This is a genomic window from Lacrimispora sp. BS-2, from assembly GCF_040207125.1.
GTDB lineage: Bacteria > Bacillota > Clostridia > Lachnospirales > Lachnospiraceae > Lacrimispora.
Genome location: NZ_CP157940.1, coordinates 3347291 through 3366239 on the forward strand (window position 1 = coordinate 3347291; position 18949 = coordinate 3366239).

The window sequence follows — 18949 nt, forward strand, 5'->3', positions numbered from 1 at the left end:
GGTTATACTGTATTCTCACAAATAAATGTAACAAACTTGTATTATGCCTATGGGTTTTTTAAATATTCTTCCCACTGCATTTCCAAAATATCATCTTTTTCTCCCACTGGCTGAATAAACAGTATCTTGCCGCTTTCCTCTTCCATAGTGATTTGATATTTGATATCCTTTATTGTCAGAGATCCTTTCCATATAAGCATGGAACTCGACGGTGTCTCTGAGTTAACTAACAGGTAAGGAGTTATATCAATCTCTCTTAATATGGGACCATAAATAGTAATCTCTAAAACAGGAATCCTGCTCAGTTCCCGAAAACATTGTCTGCGCGCCTCATATAAGCTAAATCTGTCTCCTGTTTTAAGTTCAATAAGCTTTAGATTTGCATTGTCGTCAGTTAACAGCTTCATTTTTTCCTCTAGTGTTAACGTATTATTTTCTATTTTATCCATCTCAAAAACATTCATATTCATTTCTTTTGTCTCACTTAACAGCTTCCGGTCCTGATACTGAAAATAAAGATATGGAAAGATCAGGATTGCCAAAGCTAAGGCAGCTACCTTGGTCAGATATAATACATAATTAGATGTCCTGTTCATCGATACTTCCTTTCCATACCAATGTCACTGTAGTCCCTTTACCCACTTCACTCTCAAACAGCATCTCTCCTTTATGAATATTCATAATATTAGAACAAATAGCTAACCCCAGGCCTGCTCCCCCATCTGCTCTGGAACGGGCTTTATCCACCCGGTAAAAGGCTTCCTGAATTTTAGAAATCTCCTCTTTTGGCATACCCATCCCGTTATCCGTTATTGAAATCCATACATTACCACTCTTACAGCCAGTTTCTATCATAATCTTACCATTCACGCCAGCCGCTTTTCCGCCATTATCTAATATATTTAACAAAACATTTTTCATAAGTTCCATATCTGCTTTGATCAGAAAATTGATAGAAGATTTTTTTACAGCAATTTTCTTTTTGTCAAAAACAGGGTTCATTGCTTCCAGGGCATCTTCCAACAAATTCTGAACGGTACTGACGGAATAATTGGGTATTGCATTTTTTTCAATTAATAACTGCATCATCCTGTTTGAAAGTGTTTCCAGTCTCTTTCCTTCCGAAATAATATAGTCCACGGCATATAGGAAATCCTGCTCCTCCATTTTGCTTCTCTTTATTAAATCCGCATATCCTATCATGGCAGTAAGAGGCGTTCTGATTTCATGCGCCAGACTGCCTGCCAGCTCTTCCTGCTTTTTTGCCGTTTCCTTCAGCAACTGGATTTTTTCTTCTAATTGTTCCGCCATACCATTAAAATCGGATGCCAAAATACCAACTTCATCTTTCTCCTTATATTCCACTCTTTCCGTGTAGTCTCCTGACCTGATTTTTTTCACCGCATAAATCAATTTATGAATTGGTTTCGTTAATTTTATAACATTGACAGCGTTCAGCAATGCGCTTATGGCTCCCACAACAATTATGGTTATTATAAATATTCTTTGCTGCTCCTCTTTCTCTAAAAAAACCTGTGTGAGATCTTTATAAACCTCAATTATAATAGGTTGTCCAAGCAGCTCTGTCAGAACTGACATTTGTAAAAAATAACCCTTAGCATTCTTTTCCACACGATATACAATTCTATAAAGAGATAATTCACTACTCTCTTTATCTAAAAACCCTGCATTATCGTTCTGAAATAATACCTTTCCATTTTCATCCCTTATTCTATAAAATTCTCCATTCCAATTGTTTTTCAAAGTATCAATTGCTTCCTCAATACTTTTTATTGGTTCCTTATACAATGTACTGCTGTCATTCGCAAGCAGCGTTACCAGATCCCGATGAATGTTTTCAATATTTTCTTTTTCCCTCTCAACCTCCAGCAAATATGCTTTATGGAATGTCATTGACAGCAGTATAACGCCCTCTAATGTCAATGCGAACAGAACGACCAGAAATGTATTTGAGAATATCTTCCAGGAAAGTTTCATTTAATCCTCCAAACGGTATCCAATTTTAAATACAGATACCAATTGATCATATAGATCTAATTTTTTACGCAGCCTTTGTATATGCATATCAACTGTTCTGCTATCACCAGTATACTCCCCTTCCCATACTCTCTCATAAATCTGCTCTCTAAATAATGCCAAGTTTTTATTTTTAATGAATAGCACCAGTAATTTAAACTCTTTTTCTGTTAGTGTAATCTCCTGCCCAGCCTTTGTCACTTTGTGTGATGATACATCCACAGAAATATTTCTGTAAGACAAGACTTCATCTGTTTTATAATACCGCCTGAGCACGTTTTCAATCCTGGCCTGCAATTCCTCTATCTGAAAGGGCTTTGTCAGGTAATCATCAGCGCCTAACTTGAAGCCCTTTACTTTGTCCTGCACACTTCCTTTTGCAGTCAAAAATATTACCGGAATCCCCATAGGCCGGATAAATTCCATTAATTCAAATCCATTGACCTTTGGCAGCATGATATCCAGAAGAATCAGCGAATACCTTTTTTCCAAAACTTTATTTGCAGCCGCTTCCCCGTCATAGACCTGCTCACACTCATATCCCATGGTTCTCAAGCTTATCTTAATAAAATCAGATATAGGTTTTTCATCTTCGACAATTAAAATATTATGCATTTTTATTTCCTTTCTATCCAGTTCCCCTCTTTTCATAAAAAAACCAGGTCCCAAATCTGATTCATGGTATCTGCTAATATTTTTCTTATTATTATTTTATATTGTTCATCTTACTATATAAAATAACATATGGATGTATCAATCTTGTAAAAAACCGGCAAACAACTGGTTCATGGTGATTCTAAGTCCCAGCGGGTCAATGCTCCAGCCCCATCCACTTGTTTGTAAATAAGGATTTTTCACAGAACGGAGAATATTGCCCTCATTTGCTGTTTTATCATTCATATCTGCAGCTACACAGCGGCTGGCATAATAACTGAAGGAAAAGAAATCCACTGTATTTTTCAAAATCTCCAAATCCCCATTTTCCATAATAAGACTGACTCCCTTATCACGAAAGAGTTTACGGGCATAAGAGAGATAAGCCCCCCCGCACCTGTACATCAATGAAGAATAAATTTTCCTGTTCTTTTTTCACAGACTCCCAAACATCCTCAGGCTTACAGGAGTAAGGGTAAAAACTGCCTCCTGCAAACATACAGCCCACCTGATTGCCTGGATCATATTCATGGGCCAGCTTAGTAGCCAAAGCGCTGGCTACCAAAATATGATGTCCTGCCTGATAGGTAGTCTATAAGATAAAATCAAGGTCATGCAGATTGCCGGAATTAAAGGAGACATGGTTCCCACAATGGCATCTAACATGTTATTTCCGATTTCCTTCAGGGTTAAAGGTTCTTTCTTTTCTCCCCTTGCAACTTTACTTTCTTCTCCAAAGTCACCTAATTTTAAAACTTCCTGATAAGCAGTTCCGACATGGTTTCCAATAATAACCTGTAATTGTCCTCCCTGCCTTACAACTCCCATAACGCCGTCAATGGCTTTGACCGCCGCTTCATTTGCCTTACTTTCATCTTTCAGGACAAATCTTAAACGGGTCATACAGTGGGTAAGGCTGGAAATATTGTGCATTCCCTCAATATGTTCCACAATCGCTTTTGATACAACCGCATAATCTCTCGCCATCTTTACATTCTTTCTTATCAGTTGATGACTTTACATCGTTTACGCTGATTGTGATTATACTGTTTATCAAGTTCCTTGTCATCAATTCCAGGGCGTAAAAAAACAAGTGACGGAAATTCTCACTTGTTTTTTCTACGTAACAGTATGTTTTTTATTTCACAAATTTTCTAATTTAAAGTATTGTCCGTTCCTTTGGAAGTATACCGATACAGCTTCTTTCCCAGCCGTTCCACAATACTGATCGCAGGCATTTGAGTGGTAATATCATAGATTTCCAGGCGTATATAAGTTACATAGTAAGGCAAGAGAAATATTATTTTCCTCTAAATACTTAATAACGCAAGGAAAAGTATGGTTATCTTCTCTTTCAACATAAATGTATTCATATCCAGGAATCACCCATTTCGTCCATCCACATGGTGCCATAGCATCATCTAAGCACTCAACACCAGCAAGATATAATCCTTGGGAAAAGTTATCCCACGGTTTAAAGGAGCGGGAAAAATCAGTCATCGCACCCCAAATTCCTAAAAGATTCCCTTGGGCATCCTTTTTTGCTAAATGTGCTATTTCATTAAATTGTGAGTTAGCATTATTCCAAAGCTTTTGAATGAAACCTTTTCCGTCATCTGTACTGCCTTCTTTTCCAATGACAGCAAATGATTCTTTTGTGCATTTTTCAATTTTCATCAAAATACCCCCGGCAAATTCCTATTTATATAAATATTATGAAAAATTCAAGTTATTCTGCAAATTGTAATTCGTCCAACAATTAACTAATTCAAACGATTATGTAAATCAAATCGATATATACACTTCTCTGTTTCTCCGTTCAACCTCATATCATTTTGATCTGGCAGTTGAACTACCTCTTCTAAAATTCCGCCGGCATACTCACAGGTCTTCCTTGAAGCATAATTATTCGGATTACAGGTAATAATCAGGTATTCCATATGGTGTTTTCTTGCAAGTTCAAACAATAACATACAAGCCTTTCCTGCAAAATGATGTCCTCTGTATTCTTTGTCTATGCCATAACCAATATTGCCCCCATAGTAAACTTTTTCGTTGTGGCCAATACGTAAATCGCATTCCCCCATTTTGGTTCCACATTTATCACAAATATCAAAGTGATATGCCGGAAGCCAATCTTTATCTGCGTTACCTTCAACCGTTTTTTCTAATTTAAGAAATATTTCATCACTTCTAAGAAAGTCTGTATCTATAAACATAATTTGTCCCTTCCGAAGCTAACACTTCAAATAGTTTATTCTTCCTGTTTATCATTATATCCAAATTCAAAAGTGTATACATTCGTTAAACCATATGATTCTTATGGCATTCATTTTCAAACAAACATAACATTAAAAATCCCGCTTCATTTGCTCCAAATAAAGCGACTTATTATCAACTGTACGCATTGTAGCCAATATCCCATCTAAATGATCATACTCATGCTGCAATAACTCCGAAAGATCACCTTCCAAATACATTTTTTGCGGATTAAAATCCCCATTCAAATAAGAGATCTCTGCACGCTTGTAACGCTCTACTTTAACCATCAAACCTGGAAAGGACATGCAATCATCTAACAGCGTATATTTTTCATTATCAGGGAAAGACATTACTGGATTTATAAAAATATAGGTTTTATCCATAAACATGTATAGCAATCGCTTCTTAATTCCTATCTGTGGTGCAGCAACTGCACGACCCGCTCCATATCGTTCTCTATAATCCATAAGGGTGTCATGTAAATCTTGTTCCCACTCCGGTAAAGAATCAAGATAAAAATACTGCACTACATATTTATGGTCAATATTCAGTGCTTATATAAAATTGACTTTTTCTACAGCTTCGCATTATGCTCATTTAGTGTAACGGCGCTTAGACCCAATTACTTTTCTTTAACAGGCATCAGGTAATCTATGATTACTTTTTCGCCTCGGCGCAGCGGCTCAGAATAACGCTGATGGGTATAGACTTCACACCAATAGAAATTTTCGTAGTCAATTACTCCACCGGTTTTTTCAATAGCTTCCGTTATCAATAAATATGCTGAATCAAGTATATCTGCAATATTATTACCCTCAATCTGAACATGCGCGATTAAACCTTTCGGGATATGTCTAACAAACAGTCCTTCTGGTATTTCAGTATTGGTTTGTACAAAGTCACCAATAATCATATTGAAGTTCTGTTTATCGTTAAAATCATACATGAAGCCTATGCCGTCATTTTCGTCTATGTCATCACAGCACTTGACATCTGAAAGCTTGTTAAACTTCCCAATTGTATCTCCTTGAAAAAAGTCCTGCCATGCATGGCCAGCACTTGAAAAAGAGGTTTTACGGAACATTCCGACCATCAGACGTTCATCTGCTTCCTTGTAGATGATTTTTTTCATTTCTGCCATAATTCGCTTTCCTCCTATAAATCTCATTTCTGAAAAGTTAATCGGAAGGCAATCATTCAGTTTTGCAGACCCGAGTTTTGCCTGTGAAGGCGTGATCCCATGATGTTCTTTGAATGCCCGGGTAAATGCAGAATGAGATTGAAAACCATATTTTATCGCTATGTCTAAAACAGAAATATCATTATTCTTAAGCTCATGCCCGGCTATTGTTAATCTGCGTTTTCTCACATAATCAGAAATACTGATTCCTGTTACAAAAATGAAAATGCGTTGAAATAAGGATGCCGGACTCATAGCGATTTTAGATATTTCATTATAATCAATATCACAGCCATCAGATATAATCTTTTCCAGATATATTATAACGTCGTCAAAAGTTTTGCTGCTATCCATGATTACCTCCGCCATTTGATACATTATCAAATTTATAGGTTATGTGCTTTACATCTTACGTACTGTTTTTGTTCAGTTACTCTGCTTTATATTAAATTTTCCAATATACTCCATTAGGTAATTTACAAATATAACCAGTATGTATTTCTTTTACCCTTCCCGTATCAAAATCTCTGATTATAACATTTTCATGATATTCCGGATCTTCATACCATTGTGAAAAATATAAATCAGCCCCATCACGGAATAGTAATCCTTCCGTTTCCCCTATCTCTATTTTTTTATTTTCCGGCCAAACAATCTCATAGATTCCGTCGTTTCCTGCCCGGCAAAGCATAAGGGGCGAAACTTCTAACATAAGATTATAACAATCTTCCACAATCCCCAATGGCATTTCTTTTATCATTTCAAGCCTTTTGTTGTCTGGAAAATAGCTGTATATCTGTATTATTTGTTTGTAAAAATCAACACTTAAAAAATAAAATATTCCCTTGTCCCAGATTGGCCGCTCAATATATACATTTTCCTTCCGTTCAAATGGACTGTGTACCGTTCCCTCCGGATAATGAATCAAATGACAGACCATACCGGAAAACACTTCTCCAGATTTAACGATTTCTTCAGCCTCATATAAATCACAAAAGCAATTATTGCTATCTTTACAAAAATACCACTCGTTGGTACCATCGACCGGTTCAGGATATGAATCCGATACTCCTTCAATTTTTATTACATTCATCCAGTTTCCCCTTTTCCTTAATCCATTTGTATTTGATCATAACAAAGATGAAGTTAAAAATAAAGCACTAAATATTTTTAACCAATATTCAGCGCTTATTTATCTTTAGCTTTTTCTATTGTCTAAAAAGGATAGTGTAAGCCATTACGATACCACACTTTTTATGAACTTCTTATTTTACAAAAAAAGACCCCACATTCTCATGTGAAGTCCTTTCATATAATCGAACTTTCTTTTCCATTGCAAAACAATCCGGAAAAAACGTCCCAATATATTAAATCTGTTTAAAATCCTTTGCCCTACTCACAAACCCTTATAAAATAAGGATTTATTCCATAGTATAAGGCATCAGAGCAATATGATTACCATTCTCTCCGTCACCATTCTTCAGCACCCGTCAGCTATCTTTCTGAATATTCCAACGATTTATCCTGCTTCGTCAGCCCTTGTCCCGCTCGTTTTGATTTGTTTACAGATTTGTTTAAACAGGTATAAGGCCCTATAAAATTTGTTTACAAATCACTGGAATGAAGTATCTATTTCTAAAAGAGACTGATAAACCTTTTGGGGCTTTCTTTTTATGTATCAGTGCATTTTTATACAGTAAAATTAATTTTGACTAATATTGAATTATCTCATATCATATGCTATAATACAGTTAAGAGGAACAACCGCCCACTGGGGGTTGACCATAAGACATGGAAAATCCATCCGTCCTACTCGCCAAAGTATATCAGGGTGGGTTTTCTTTTTGTTGCAATGCTATTTCTATGTATTACTTACAAACTGTAATAATGAACGTAAGCAATGCAAGCAGAAACATACCAAAGGTCATCAAGTCCTTAAAGTCATATTTCATAAGCATCACCCCCATTCTATAGAGAATGAGGTCAACACACCCTGTACACGATTGTTCCATGACAATATTTTACCATATTCTTTTGGGTGTGACAACTTATATATGCCCCAACTAAACCCAAATAATCAGAATCCTAAGGATCGGTTCCATCCCCAGGATTCTGTCTTTTTATGCTGTTTTCAAACACTCCGGCATTGTCCTTCTTAAATTCTTAGGTCCTGGCTTAGCATAAATCTTTGTTGTTTTCAAGCTGGCATGACCCATCCAGTCCATAATGAAGTTATCTTTAGCCCCCTTGTCTTTTAATCTCTGACCAAAAGTATGACAGAAATCATGACTGCTGAAATCCTCGTTTTGAGTCATAGGGCATCATCCTTTCAATTAAAAATATCATATATGCCCTTAAAAATTGTGTCCAGTTAATTATAGCCGATCCACAAGTCCACTTCTTAATTAATTATTTTCTCGGCACAATTATTTTTCCTTTAAAATCTGTTTTAAAACCAGCCTTATTTTAACTACAACGTCATTAAATTTCAGTAACAACTTATAATTCCTCAGTCAGCAATTATAACGCCAACCTTCCTTAAAATCAGTAAAAATATAACCAGACATTTATAAAGGTTTTCATAGACAATTAACTAAAAAAAGACCTCACACCGCCATATGAAGCCTTTTTCAAATTAGAAAGTTAAATTGCAGCACTTTATAGTCTATTTAATATTTCAATAGTTTTATTATTTAATTTTATTAATCCATCCCTTTCCATTCTGGAGAATTCCCTTGACACGGAGGTTCGCTGTACTCCAAATCTATTAGCAAGCTCTGTTTTTGAAATAGGTAAAGTAATGATAGATGAACCCTGAAATAAACTTTGTGAATGCAAATATTCCATAATACTATTCCTTAATGACTTTCGCTTGGCAAGCCTGATTTTACCGCCCAGACTTATAGCACGATTGGAAATAAGAATCAAAAACTGTTTAAGTACATTGGGCCTTTTTATAAAAAGATCAAACAAAAATAACTTATTAACTTGCAATAAGGTCCCTTTTGTTTCAGAAAAAAAGGACAAGGGATACTTTGGTAAAGTTCCAAACAGGATATTACCGGCAATTATTTCATAGCTTTCAAAAGTATTTATAACTAATTCTGTCCCATATTCATCAATTTGCATGCTAACAATACTGCCAACCAGCAAAATTTCCAGACTAAGACATTTCTCACCCTCCAAATGTAAAAATTGCCCTTTATCGAAATGCTTAATTATCAAATCAGAATTCTTGCGAGCCAGCCTTATTTCATCATTTGTCAATTGACAGCCAATAAAAGTATTTTTTATCAAATCTACATATTTCATCAAAATTCGCCTCAAAATCGTAGCATGTGACACGGTGGGTTATCTAATTATATGCTAAAATTAATTAACTGTAAAGTATCGTTATTAGCAATTAAACTACAAAACAGGAGGTTTCCACAATAAAACATTGATCATGCCTGCAGAGGCTCTGCCGAATTCTTTGAAGAAAAAGAAAAATAATAAAGTATTCCTTGCAAGGAAAAACACCTGCCAGCAAAGAATTAATAAGCTGCATTATTCAAGATTTAAAAATCAAAACAATTAAAATCACTAAACATTACCGGGAGGTTAAGACCATGAAATCAATTAAATACAAGCTTTTACTGATATTTACAGCAATTATTCTTATCTTAAATATAGGCATAGGGACCTTTACAACAACTGCCATTACCAACCAACTTGTCCGGGATGGCCATGACCATTTAATGGATATGGCAAAGCAAGAGGCAAGGTATGTACAGGCAAGAATTGACGGGCAACTGGCATATATCAGTTCTCTTGCCCAAAATCCTATTTTATTAGATGAAAATCTGACGTTTGATGAAAAGGTTGCCTTTTTTGAAGAAGAAGCCAAAAGATCTGGTTATCTTGCTTTCGCCTTTGCTGATAAGGAAGGAAACGCAACCGTTTTCAACTCTAAACATGAAACCACTAATGTGGCTTCCCGCGAGTACTTTCAAACTGCCCTAAGTGGCCAGGCATCGGTATCAGACTTGATTATCAGCAGTGCTACCGGTGAACTTGTTACCATTTTTTCCGCACCTGTTTATGATCAGGGCCAGCTTGTAGGTATCATCTATGGAAGAAGGGATGGCAATACACTAAGTGAAATTGTAAGCAGCGTAAGTTATAAGCAAACAGGCTACGCTTATATGATTAACAATCAAGGCGTAACAGTGGGACACAAAAATACAGATTTGGTTTTTGCTCAGGATAATGACATTGAAAATATGAAAACTGATGAATCTTTACGAGAACTGGGAGAGCTTACCCAAAAAATGACTTCTCGTGAAATTGGCAGCGGGGAATATACATATCATGGGGTTACTAAAATCGCAGGCTACGCACCAATTCAGGATACTCCCTGGATTATCATATTCGGGGTTGAAAAAAATGATATTTTATCCAGTATCAACTTGCTGGTAAAAACCCTTGCTTTTATATCTATTGCGGCAATCCTCATAGGTGCATTAATAACGTATTTTGTCAGCAGCAGTATATCTATGCCTATTAAAACGGTCACTATTGCAGCACAGGAAATCGCTCAAGGCAAATTTGATGTTATGCTCTCTATAAAGTCCAAAGACGAAGTTGGCCAGCTTGCTGATGCGTTTAACCTTACCATTAAGCAGCTGGTAAATTATCAGGGATATATAGATGAAATATGCGATGCTTTACAAGATATGTCACATGGTGATTTAAGGATTGAGCTTCATAAGGAATATGCCGGCCAATTTAAAAAACTTAAAGATAATATGCAGGCACTACTTGAAAATTTAAATTCTACATTACTGCAAATTAATCAATCTGCAGAACAAGTTAATAGTGGCGCAGAGCAAGTTGCAAACAGTGCACAAGCCCTCTCCCAGGGAGCAACCGAACAAGCCAGCTCTATTGAGGAATTATCCGCTTCACTTGCAGAATTAACTGAACAAATTAGAAAAAGCGCTGAAAATGCAAAATCAGCACATGAGAAATCAGGATTTGCAGAAAAGGAATTACATGGCAGCATTGACCAAATGAAGGATATGATAACCGCAATGAATCAGATCACCTTAAAATCATCTGAAATATCTAAGATCATTAAAATTATTGATGACATTGCGTTCCAAACAAATATTCTCGCATTGAACGCTGCAGTTGAGGCCGCCCGTGCAGGTTCAGCCGGAAAGGGCTTTGCTGTTGTTGCAGATGAAGTCAGAAACCTTGCCGGAAAGTCAGCTGAGGCAGCAAAGAATACAACTGTTTTAATCGGTGAAACAATCAAAGCGGTTGAAAATGGATCCCGAATTTCCAGCAATACAGCAGCTTCTCTAGAGAAAAACGTAGAAGTGACAATGGAGGCAGTTGCATTAATAGACGAGATTGCACAAACTTCTCAAGAACAAGCAATGGCAATAGTTCAAATAAATCAGGGAATTGATCAAATTTCTTCAGTGGTTCAGACAAACGCTGCTACCGCGGAAGAAAGTGCCGCAGCAAGTGAAGAACTATCTGGTCAATCCAATGTTCTAAAGGAGCTTATTTCTAAATTCAGCCTTACTGAAACCAATTATTTGTTATATTCAAAGAATGATAATGTGGACTCTGATGATTCCTTTTTGCTTAATAACAACATGGTAAGCGTTACTGATGGAAAGTATTGAAATAAACATTAATAAGATTTAATTATTGTTATCTCTGAGATATAAAGTATATGGCTCAAATAAATACAGCTGCAAATTCCAATATGGTATTTGCAGCTGTATTTATTTGTTTTTATTACTTTCCTATGCTGACTTCAAACATTATGGCATTGGATTTTTAAAATTTCTCCAGCTGGGCTTCGCATAATTTTGAGTTGTCTTAATATCTGAATGTTCCAGATAAATAGCTTCCCTTTCTTCTTTCCTCACATTTTGCTCTTCTTGTTCAATATAAGAATCAACAATACAATGAAGAAGCTGGCTTAAATAATCTACCATATATACGATTCCTCCTCTCCCTGGCCTGACATTATAACGCCAAAGCCCAAAAGAATCTGTGGAGTTTATAACCAAATTTCTATATAGATTTTCATAAAATCGCAAAATAAAAAAAGACCCCGCACTTTCGTGCAGAGTCTCCCTGTAAACATCCAATTCTTCTGATGTTTGTTTATAACTTGCTTAAACCAGGCCCAAACGGCAATAAACCGCTTTATTCCATGGTGTAAGGCATAAGAGCGATATGTCTTGCTCTCTTAATTGCAACGGTAAGCGCTCTCTGATGCTTTGCGCAGTTACCAGTGATACGTCTGGGAAGGATTTTTCCTCTCTCAGACACATATCTTTTTAATTTATTTACATCCTTGTAATCAATAACGCCGTTCTTCTCTCCGCAGAATACACATACTTTTTTTCTTCTACGCATGCCGCCTCTTTTGAACTTAGCGCCATCAGCTTTATCATTTCTATTATATGCCATTGGTACTACCTCCTGTTAGATTTAGTTGAATGGAAGTCCTTCGTCTTCGACTCCATCCGGAATATTCATAAATCCATCGCCGATTGCACTGGAGGGTGCCGGTCTGGAGACTGGCTGATAGCCGCCGCCTTCTCCGGAAGATCCGCCCTTGCTGTCTGCGAATTCCTGGTCTTCTACAATAATATCTGTTGTATAAACCTTAATGCCGTCTTTATTCGTATAACTTCCAGTCTGGATCCTTCCGGAAATCAGTACTCTCATGCCCTGACGGAAATATTTCTCCGCAAACTCACCTGCTCTGTCAAATGCAACGCAATTGATAAAATCGGCTGTCTGCTCATTGCCGTCCTGATTCCTGCGTCCTCTGCGGTCAACTGCAAGGGTATACCTTGCGATCGCCATAGCACGCTCTCCCTGGGAATATCTTACTTCTGGATCACGGGTCAATCTGCCCATAAGGATTACTTTGTTCATACGATCACGCTTTCTTTATCTATTATGCCTCTTGTCTTACGCATAAGTATCTGATGACAGGCTCCATAATACGAATGTGTGCTTCCAACTCGTTGGGAGTTGTGGAATCGCCATCAAATTTGATGAAGTAGTAGAATCCTTCTTTCATTTTCTGAATCTCGTAAGCTAATCTCTTCTTACCCCATTCATCAACGTTTGTTACAGCGCCGCCGAAACGAGTGATATAACCCGTAATTTTTTCCATGGCTGCTGCTCTCTCTTCATCCTCGAGCTTTACGTTAAGAACAACGGTTAACTCATACTTGTTCATGCTTCTTTACCTCCTTGTGGTCTCTGGCCCCTGCTTTCAGTTGCAGGAGCAAGGAATCTATATGTCACGGATTAATATTATACCGGAAACATCTGATAAAAGCAAGTCCTTTTCTCATTTTTCCCAATCTTTTCCTTTGGTTTTCATCGTTTTAGGCCTTTGGCTGGCCATCCTGCCCTTTTAAGCCCCTTGTGTTCTTTTCCACCAGCTTCCTTGGTACCATGACCTGATGACTACATCCCATGCATTTTAAACGAAAATCCGCACCGACTCTTAAGATTTCCCACTCCTGGCTTCCGCAGGGATGGGGCTTTTTAAGTTTCACAATATCTCCAACCTCGTAATTCATATCATTCGCTGCCCCTTCCATCCATGACAAACTTTCCTTGTTTCCTGCTTATTTTAAAATAGAATCGATTTTTTCCAATTCTTCCTGTGTAAATTTAAGATTCTCAAGACAAGATGCGCTGTCCTCCAGCTGTTTTACGCTGCTTGCTCCGATCAGAACGGAAGTCACTGCTTCCTCCCGAAGCACCCAGGAAAGGGCCATCCGGGCCAGTGTCTGTCCCCGCTCAAGGGCCAGCTCATTTAACTGCCTTATCTGCCCCAGCTTTTCCTCTGACAAATAACGGCCGCCTACGGTCGTTCCCTTTCTTGCAGCCCTTGATTCCTGAGGGATGCCCTTTAAATACTTGTCAGTAAGCGCTCCCTGAGCCAGAGGGCTGTAGCAGATACAGCCTGCGCCGTTTTCAAGAAGTGTGGAGAACAGTCCATCTTCCGCCCCTCTTTCAAACATGTTGTATCTTGGCTGATGGATCAGGCAGGGAACTCCCATATCCTTTAACATAAGGATTGCTTCTCCCGCCTCCTGATTTCCGTAATTGGAGATCCCTACATAAAGGGCTTTTCCCTGTTTCACAATGTCAGCCAGAGCCCCCATGGTTTCCTCTAAGGGTGTCTCAGGATCCGGCCTGTGGTGGTAGAAAATGTCCACATATTCCAGCCCCAGCCGTTTTAAGCTTTGGTCCAGACTGGCCATTAAGTACTTTCTGGAACCCCAGTTTCCATAAGGTCCGGGCCACATATCAAATCCGGCCTTGGTGGAAATGATCAGCTCATCCCGGTATTTTCCAAGATCGCTTTTTAAGATCTCTCCGAAATTCTCCTCGGCCTTCCCCAGTGCCGGAGAGCCATAATTATTGGCCAGGTCAAAATGGGTGATTCCAATATCGAATGCCCTTAAAAGAATCTCCCGCTGCTCCTGCAAAGGCTTTTCCAGGCCAAAATTCTGCCATAACCCCAAGGACACCTTGGGAAGTAAAATTCCACTTCTTCCGCAACGCTTATATTCCATTCTCTCATATCTGTCTTCTGCTGCCTGATGCATACCTTTTCTCCTTTAATTCCTTTTAATCACTTTTTCATTCTTCGACCAGCAGCATATTCCGCTGCCAGACAACTTATTCTAAAATATAAGGCGGATTCCAACGAACCCGCCAAAGCTGACCTGCTTTATTTCCCTTCCAAGAAAGCGCTTAAGTGATTTCGTCAAAAAAGACTCCCTTTAAAGGACGGATTCGTTCCACCATGGACCTTCTGTCCTCAGGCACGTCTGGCATCCCATATCCAAACAGCCAGGAGGTCATTTCACTGATTCCCATGGACAAATGTGGTTTGATCCCGGCATCATCATTTACCGGGACAAGGGAGGAGCCTTCCCGGTTCAGCCTCCAACGGAACACTCCGTCATTTTGACGGATAAAGTCATCCTTTACTTCAATAAACAATTCCATCTCGCTGACCGGACAGTCTTCTTTTAGACGTATCACGGTAACAAACTGTTCCACATGAATGATCCTGCCCATAACAGCCGGTTTTAATGGACCTGCTTCCTTTATATAATCAGGCAGACAGATAAGCTCTCTCTGATTTTCTGCCGTCTCTCCGTAATAAGCCCATACGCCGGCCAGCTTTTCTCTTTCATCTCTGGTAAAAAGAAGGATCAGGTCCCCTCGGTCGCTTCTTACTTCCCTGCTTAAGTTCAGATAATATTCCTCGTCCCTGAGTGCATAGACCTCATACCTTTTTTCCAGCTGCCTACCCACAAATCTTGCAGCTTCCCTGCATTCATCCGACCGCTCCACAAAAGCGCGGCGGCTTAGGCGCTGCCGTCCTTTTTCGTTTAACGCCACCTCCGGAAGATCGCATATATAGGTAAAATCAAAAGGAAAGTAAATCGCCGGATTGGCAGGCACCAGAAAACAAAACCCCATCCGTTCCATATACATATCGGAAAAACAGCGGCTTAAAAGCCGCCTCATATATCCCTGATGGCGGCAATCCGGATCCGTAGCAACCCCGGCAATATAATCGATCTTCCATAAACGATCCTTAACCACCACCTCATAAGGATTGCGGTGCAGCATGGCTACCACCCGCTCCTCATTCCAGGCAGTGAGGATCTTATTTTTCTTTACCCTGTCCGAATAATAATAATCTATAAAGCTCTGGGAATCCTCAGAAAAAACCTTTTCCCAAAGCGGCCGGCTCTCGCCTTTTTCTTCCTGCTTTAAATACCGTATCATAGTTAAAAGCCCTTCTGAACGACTCCGTATTTTCTTGCAAAATCAATGGGGTAATAAGACATTTTCGCTTTTCTTAAGCCTTCCATTCCAACATCATCCTCCCGGTTGATAAGCACCGGCTTTTCCGGAAATGCATGGATCAAAAATTGCTGGTTAATAAACTGATAAAGCCCCTTAACAGTTGGGTCAGCCTTTTCAATGTGGATGACTGCCATGTTTTCAAAGGGGTTGTAGGTGCCGATGGTAAAGGCTTTTAAAGTTCCGTCGATATAAACGCCTGCCATCCTCACGTTAAGCAGGGAACAGTTCTTCAGTATATCATGGATCCCCATAACCTCATAATCCAGCTGCCGGACGAATTCCGCGGCTTCCACCTTATTCTCCCACCAATCATCCAGGAATCCCAGCACATTATCCCGGTCAGAACAGCAAAGGGTCCGGTATTCGTACCTGCCCTCATATTCTCTTAAAAAGGAGTTCAAGTGATTTTTCTTCTTATGAAGCTTTTTCCCAGCCAGAGTCCTCATGGCTTCCCCATCATAAAGATAATCCTTTAAGTCCTCTTGTTCTTTAACCTCAAACTTTTCCGGATCCAGCTTTAAGAATTTAATTGCCTCTTCATCTGCAAGAAAAATACGAAGAGGCTTTTTTAAAACCTGATTAAAATAATCTACCATTTCCTGAAAATAGTGCGGAAGATCTTCCTCTTTGCACATGGGCATTGCGGAAAAAGGCTCTCCGTCCTTTTCCATCAAAAACTGCAATGCCTTATCATCGCTTATGGCATATTTCACATGATAATAGTCTCTCCAGATAAAACTGTCTAAATAAACGCTGTCACAGGTTCTGTTGGGCCGCAAGGCATAAAAAGGCGCTATCTTTTTTATGTCCTCTGCCTCGATCGGCTTAAATTGTAAATTCATAGTTGTTCCCTTCTATATTACTGTTAACTTTTTTTTATAAAATCGTTGCCGCATTTCGGACAATGAATGCTGATCCTTCCTTTTCCTCTGGGAATCCTGATCTTCTGCCTGCAATTCGGGCATTTATAAATATGATATTTCCTGGTTTGCTGAAGCTTGAAACGCCACTTTCGGAATACTTCTGAGATTTGAAACCAAATCCGTTCAAATTTCTGGTTTTCCTTAAAACGTTTCCCAATATCCTTTGAAAACACGCGGAAATAGCATAAAAACAGAAAAACCAGAGCCCCAATGTCCAGCAACCTGCCGCCGCCAAACAAGCCGGCCACAAGAAAAATACAAGCTGCGGCGTTTAAAAACTGTCCCAGCCTGTCCATGCCGTATCTTCCAATCATAAAACGCGCAAAACGTTCTCTAAATCCATTCATCCAGTATCTGCCGCCTCTTTTCACTTTGCCTTAACTATAATAATGTATTGATTGAAAGTCAATGTTCCTGGGAAATATTTCATAATCTTTTCAGAATTGATGCTTAGACTTATCCCTGTACTGCTTGGGCGTCATACCATACCGTTCCTTAAACAGCCGGTGAAAATAACTGTTGTTTTCATAGCCCACTTCCGCAATGATCTCTTCCACCGGCTTTGATGTGGAGGTAAGAAAATTTGCCGCCCTCATCATCCGGATAAGCTGCAGACATTCCGTAAACGTCACCTGATAATGACGCTTAAACAAACGGCTGATATAATAAGGCGGCTGCATGGAAAGAGCTGAAAACTCCTCTAAGGTTGCGGAAGGATAATTATTCTCTAAATATTGATATGCATTCATTGCAATTTTTTCCTCATATTGGGCCATGTCATGCAATTCTGCCTTATCCGCATTATGAAACAGCTCCATAATAAGTATTCCCATGGTATCCTGATCAATGTCCTGTCTGTCCTTTTTATCTCTCATCATCGACCAGATCATATTCTCCAGCAGATTCTTCGCAGGCAGCATATCCTGCAAATGAAAGTGAAGGTAATCTGCTATAGAATTCTTTCCTGATGGGGACCCGGTAAAAAAGTGGCGCAGAACATTCCCCTCCTCAGCCATCAGCTCAAGATGAAAGAAAAATTCCGGCTGTAAAAAGAAATGAACTGCAATATCCTCCCCATCTGCGGATTCTACGGCATGGCTCGTCCCCTGCTTTATGAGCAGAAGATCATTGGTATCCAGCCGCAGGATACTGGTTCCGTTAATCACATGTACGGTGGATCCGCTATACATATAAACCAGCTCCACATAATTGTGACAATGATCCGGAATCGGAACCTTGTGAGGCTGACAGCACATGTCCATCACCTTTCTCTGTCCCATTGCAGAGTCCTCATCAACCGGGCTTCCTCCCGGTTCTTTCGCACAGTGGCACAGAGCCGAAGCTTTTTCCGTCCATAAACCATTCTTCCCCTCTGATGCGTTCCTTAAATATTTCAGAAGTTCTTTTTTCATGCTTCCCCTCCAAACGACATATTTTTATGCTTTTCCCCAGATTATTATACCATGAAAGCAATGAGCCAAGCGCCGCAAAGCGGCATTTGGGGAATGCAGCAAGATAATAGACGCTTACGTCTATTGTACCACCTTTACAGAATTATTTGCAAGAAAAGACGGTTTTTATGCAAATTAAGACATGGCTTATTTATTATATATTACATATAATCAGCTTGGAATTTTGTCCTAATACAACCATTTTTTTAAAGAGGTGAGCCATATGAAAAGGTACCCAATCCGTTTAGGTAATATAGACGAAGTGACTGCATTCGTCAAAGCAGTCAGCCAATACGACTGTGACATGGATTTATGCAAAGGAAGCGTTGTCATTGATGCCAAGTCCTTTCTCGGCCTTATGACCATTTGTCCGGATGCCGGTCTGGAGCTTATCATCTATGACAATGACCACGAGGAAATTCTGGACTCTCTGTCTGATTTTCTGCTCGAAAAAACAGCATAACCATTACATTGGAATGAAAAGATGCCCGGTAATCCAATGATTACCAGGCATC

General features: G+C 39.0%; 23 protein-coding genes and 1 pseudogene. 2 read left to right on the top strand and 22 right to left on the bottom strand.

Annotated features, from left to right (window positions below; all coding sequences use genetic code 11):
* Positions 1–47 precede the first annotated feature (47 nt).
* From ABFV83_RS15700 to ABFV83_RS15755, 12 genes and pseudogenes are all read right to left on the bottom strand, one after another.
* Positions 48–596, bottom strand: coding sequence for a hypothetical protein (locus ABFV83_RS15700; protein WP_349945121.1), 549 nt, complete (start codon positions 594–596; stop codon positions 48–50).
* Positions 580–1998: a HAMP domain-containing sensor histidine kinase gene (locus tag ABFV83_RS15705; RefSeq protein ID WP_349945123.1), complete on the bottom strand. Its 1419-nt coding sequence runs from the start codon at positions 1996–1998 to the stop codon at positions 580–582. Before ABFV83_RS15705 ends, ABFV83_RS15700 begins: the two co-directional genes overlap by 17 nt.
* A complete protein-coding gene (locus ABFV83_RS15710; RefSeq protein ID WP_349945124.1) occupies positions 1999–2652 on the bottom strand; it encodes a response regulator transcription factor in 654 nt (217 codons plus the stop codon).
* A gap of 159 nt (positions 2653–2811) precedes the next feature.
* Positions 2812–3277, bottom strand: a pseudogene (locus ABFV83_RS15715) (family 1 glycosylhydrolase); the annotation flags it as partial.
* On the bottom strand, positions 3250–3678 hold the full coding sequence (locus tag ABFV83_RS15720; protein WP_349945126.1) for a glucose PTS transporter subunit EIIB: 429 nt from the start codon (positions 3676–3678) through the stop codon (positions 3250–3252). The gene ABFV83_RS15720 and the pseudogene ABFV83_RS15715, both read right to left, overlap by 28 nt.
* 264 nt (positions 3679–3942) lie before the next feature.
* The gene (locus ABFV83_RS15725; protein ID WP_349945128.1) at positions 3943–4368 is read right to left on the bottom strand and encodes a GyrI-like domain-containing protein; all 426 of its coding nucleotides are present in this window, start codon (positions 4366–4368) and stop codon (positions 3943–3945) included.
* Positions 4369–4454: 86 nt separating this feature from the next.
* Entirely contained in the window at positions 4455–4910 is a 456-nt protein-coding gene (locus tag ABFV83_RS15730) for a GNAT family N-acetyltransferase (RefSeq protein WP_349945130.1), read from the bottom strand.
* Positions 4911–5042: 132 nt separating this feature from the next.
* The gene (locus tag ABFV83_RS15735) at positions 5043–5480 is read right to left on the bottom strand and encodes a peptide deformylase (RefSeq protein ID WP_349945131.1); all 438 of its coding nucleotides are present in this window, start codon (positions 5478–5480) and stop codon (positions 5043–5045) included.
* A gap of 95 nt (positions 5481–5575) precedes the next feature.
* Positions 5576–6487, bottom strand: coding sequence for an AraC family transcriptional regulator (locus ABFV83_RS15740; RefSeq protein ID WP_349945133.1), 912 nt, complete (start codon positions 6485–6487; stop codon positions 5576–5578).
* A gap of 91 nt (positions 6488–6578) precedes the next feature.
* Entirely contained in the window at positions 6579–7226 is a 648-nt protein-coding gene (locus ABFV83_RS15745; RefSeq protein WP_349945135.1) for a hypothetical protein, read from the bottom strand.
* A gap of 1027 nt (positions 7227–8253) precedes the next feature.
* Positions 8254–8448: a site-specific integrase gene (locus ABFV83_RS15750; protein WP_349945136.1), complete on the bottom strand. Its 195-nt coding sequence runs from the start codon at positions 8446–8448 to the stop codon at positions 8254–8256.
* Positions 8449–8791: 343 nt separating this feature from the next.
* Positions 8792–9445, bottom strand: coding sequence for a Crp/Fnr family transcriptional regulator (locus ABFV83_RS15755; protein ID WP_349945138.1), 654 nt, complete (start codon positions 9443–9445; stop codon positions 8792–8794).
* Positions 9446–9741: 296 nt separating this feature from the next.
* Between ABFV83_RS15755 and ABFV83_RS15760 the strand changes: the two genes are divergently transcribed.
* Positions 9742–11811 carry a methyl-accepting chemotaxis protein gene (locus ABFV83_RS15760; RefSeq protein WP_349945140.1) on the top strand — a complete coding sequence of 690 codons (2070 nt, stop codon included), beginning with the start codon at positions 9742–9744 and terminating at the stop codon, positions 11809–11811.
* Positions 11812–11952: 141 nt separating this feature from the next.
* On the opposite strand, the gene ABFV83_RS15765 is transcribed toward ABFV83_RS15760, so the two are convergent.
* The 10 genes from ABFV83_RS15765 to ABFV83_RS15810 form a co-directional block, all read right to left on the bottom strand.
* Positions 11953–12129 (bottom strand): hypothetical protein, encoded by a 177-nt coding sequence (locus ABFV83_RS15765; RefSeq protein WP_349945141.1) that lies wholly within the window; start codon positions 12127–12129, stop codon positions 11953–11955.
* Positions 12130–12343: 214 nt separating this feature from the next.
* Positions 12344–12610, bottom strand: a complete 267-nt coding sequence (rpsR, locus tag ABFV83_RS15770) for a 30S ribosomal protein S18 (protein ID WP_038283310.1) — start codon at positions 12608–12610, stop codon at positions 12344–12346.
* 21 nt (positions 12611–12631) lie between these two features.
* A complete protein-coding gene (locus tag ABFV83_RS15775; RefSeq protein WP_349945143.1) occupies positions 12632–13084 on the bottom strand; it encodes a single-stranded DNA-binding protein in 453 nt (150 codons plus the stop codon).
* Positions 13085–13106: 22 nt separating this feature from the next.
* Complete coding sequence (gene rpsF, locus ABFV83_RS15780; RefSeq protein ID WP_349945145.1) at positions 13107–13394, bottom strand: 30S ribosomal protein S6; 288 nt, start codon at positions 13392–13394, stop codon at positions 13107–13109.
* Between the two features lie 151 nt (positions 13395–13545).
* Positions 13546–13743: a DUF951 family protein gene (locus ABFV83_RS15785; RefSeq protein WP_054741362.1), complete on the bottom strand. Its 198-nt coding sequence runs from the start codon at positions 13741–13743 to the stop codon at positions 13546–13548.
* A 48-nt stretch (positions 13744–13791) separates the two neighbouring features.
* Positions 13792–14781 carry an aldo/keto reductase gene (locus ABFV83_RS15790; protein WP_349945147.1) on the bottom strand — a complete coding sequence of 330 codons (990 nt, stop codon included), beginning with the start codon at positions 14779–14781 and terminating at the stop codon, positions 13792–13794.
* Positions 14782–14929: 148 nt separating this feature from the next.
* Positions 14930–15979, bottom strand: a complete 1050-nt coding sequence (locus tag ABFV83_RS15795) for a GNAT family N-acetyltransferase (protein WP_349945149.1) — start codon at positions 15977–15979, stop codon at positions 14930–14932.
* 2 nt (positions 15980–15981) lie between these two features.
* Positions 15982–16902 carry a phosphatidylglycerol lysyltransferase domain-containing protein gene (locus ABFV83_RS15800; protein ID WP_349945150.1) on the bottom strand — a complete coding sequence of 307 codons (921 nt, stop codon included), beginning with the start codon at positions 16900–16902 and terminating at the stop codon, positions 15982–15984.
* 23 nt (positions 16903–16925) lie between these two features.
* Positions 16926–17330, bottom strand: coding sequence for a hypothetical protein (locus ABFV83_RS15805; protein WP_349945151.1), 405 nt, complete (start codon positions 17328–17330; stop codon positions 16926–16928).
* Between the two features lie 90 nt (positions 17331–17420).
* The gene (locus ABFV83_RS15810; protein ID WP_349945153.1) at positions 17421–18395 is read right to left on the bottom strand and encodes an AraC family transcriptional regulator; all 975 of its coding nucleotides are present in this window, start codon (positions 18393–18395) and stop codon (positions 17421–17423) included.
* Between the two features lie 262 nt (positions 18396–18657).
* On the opposite strand from ABFV83_RS15810, the gene ABFV83_RS15815 reads away from it, so the two are divergent.
* Positions 18658–18897 carry an HPr family phosphocarrier protein gene (locus ABFV83_RS15815; RefSeq protein ID WP_349945154.1) on the top strand — a complete coding sequence of 80 codons (240 nt, stop codon included), beginning with the start codon at positions 18658–18660 and terminating at the stop codon, positions 18895–18897.
* Positions 18898–18949 lie beyond the last annotated feature (52 nt).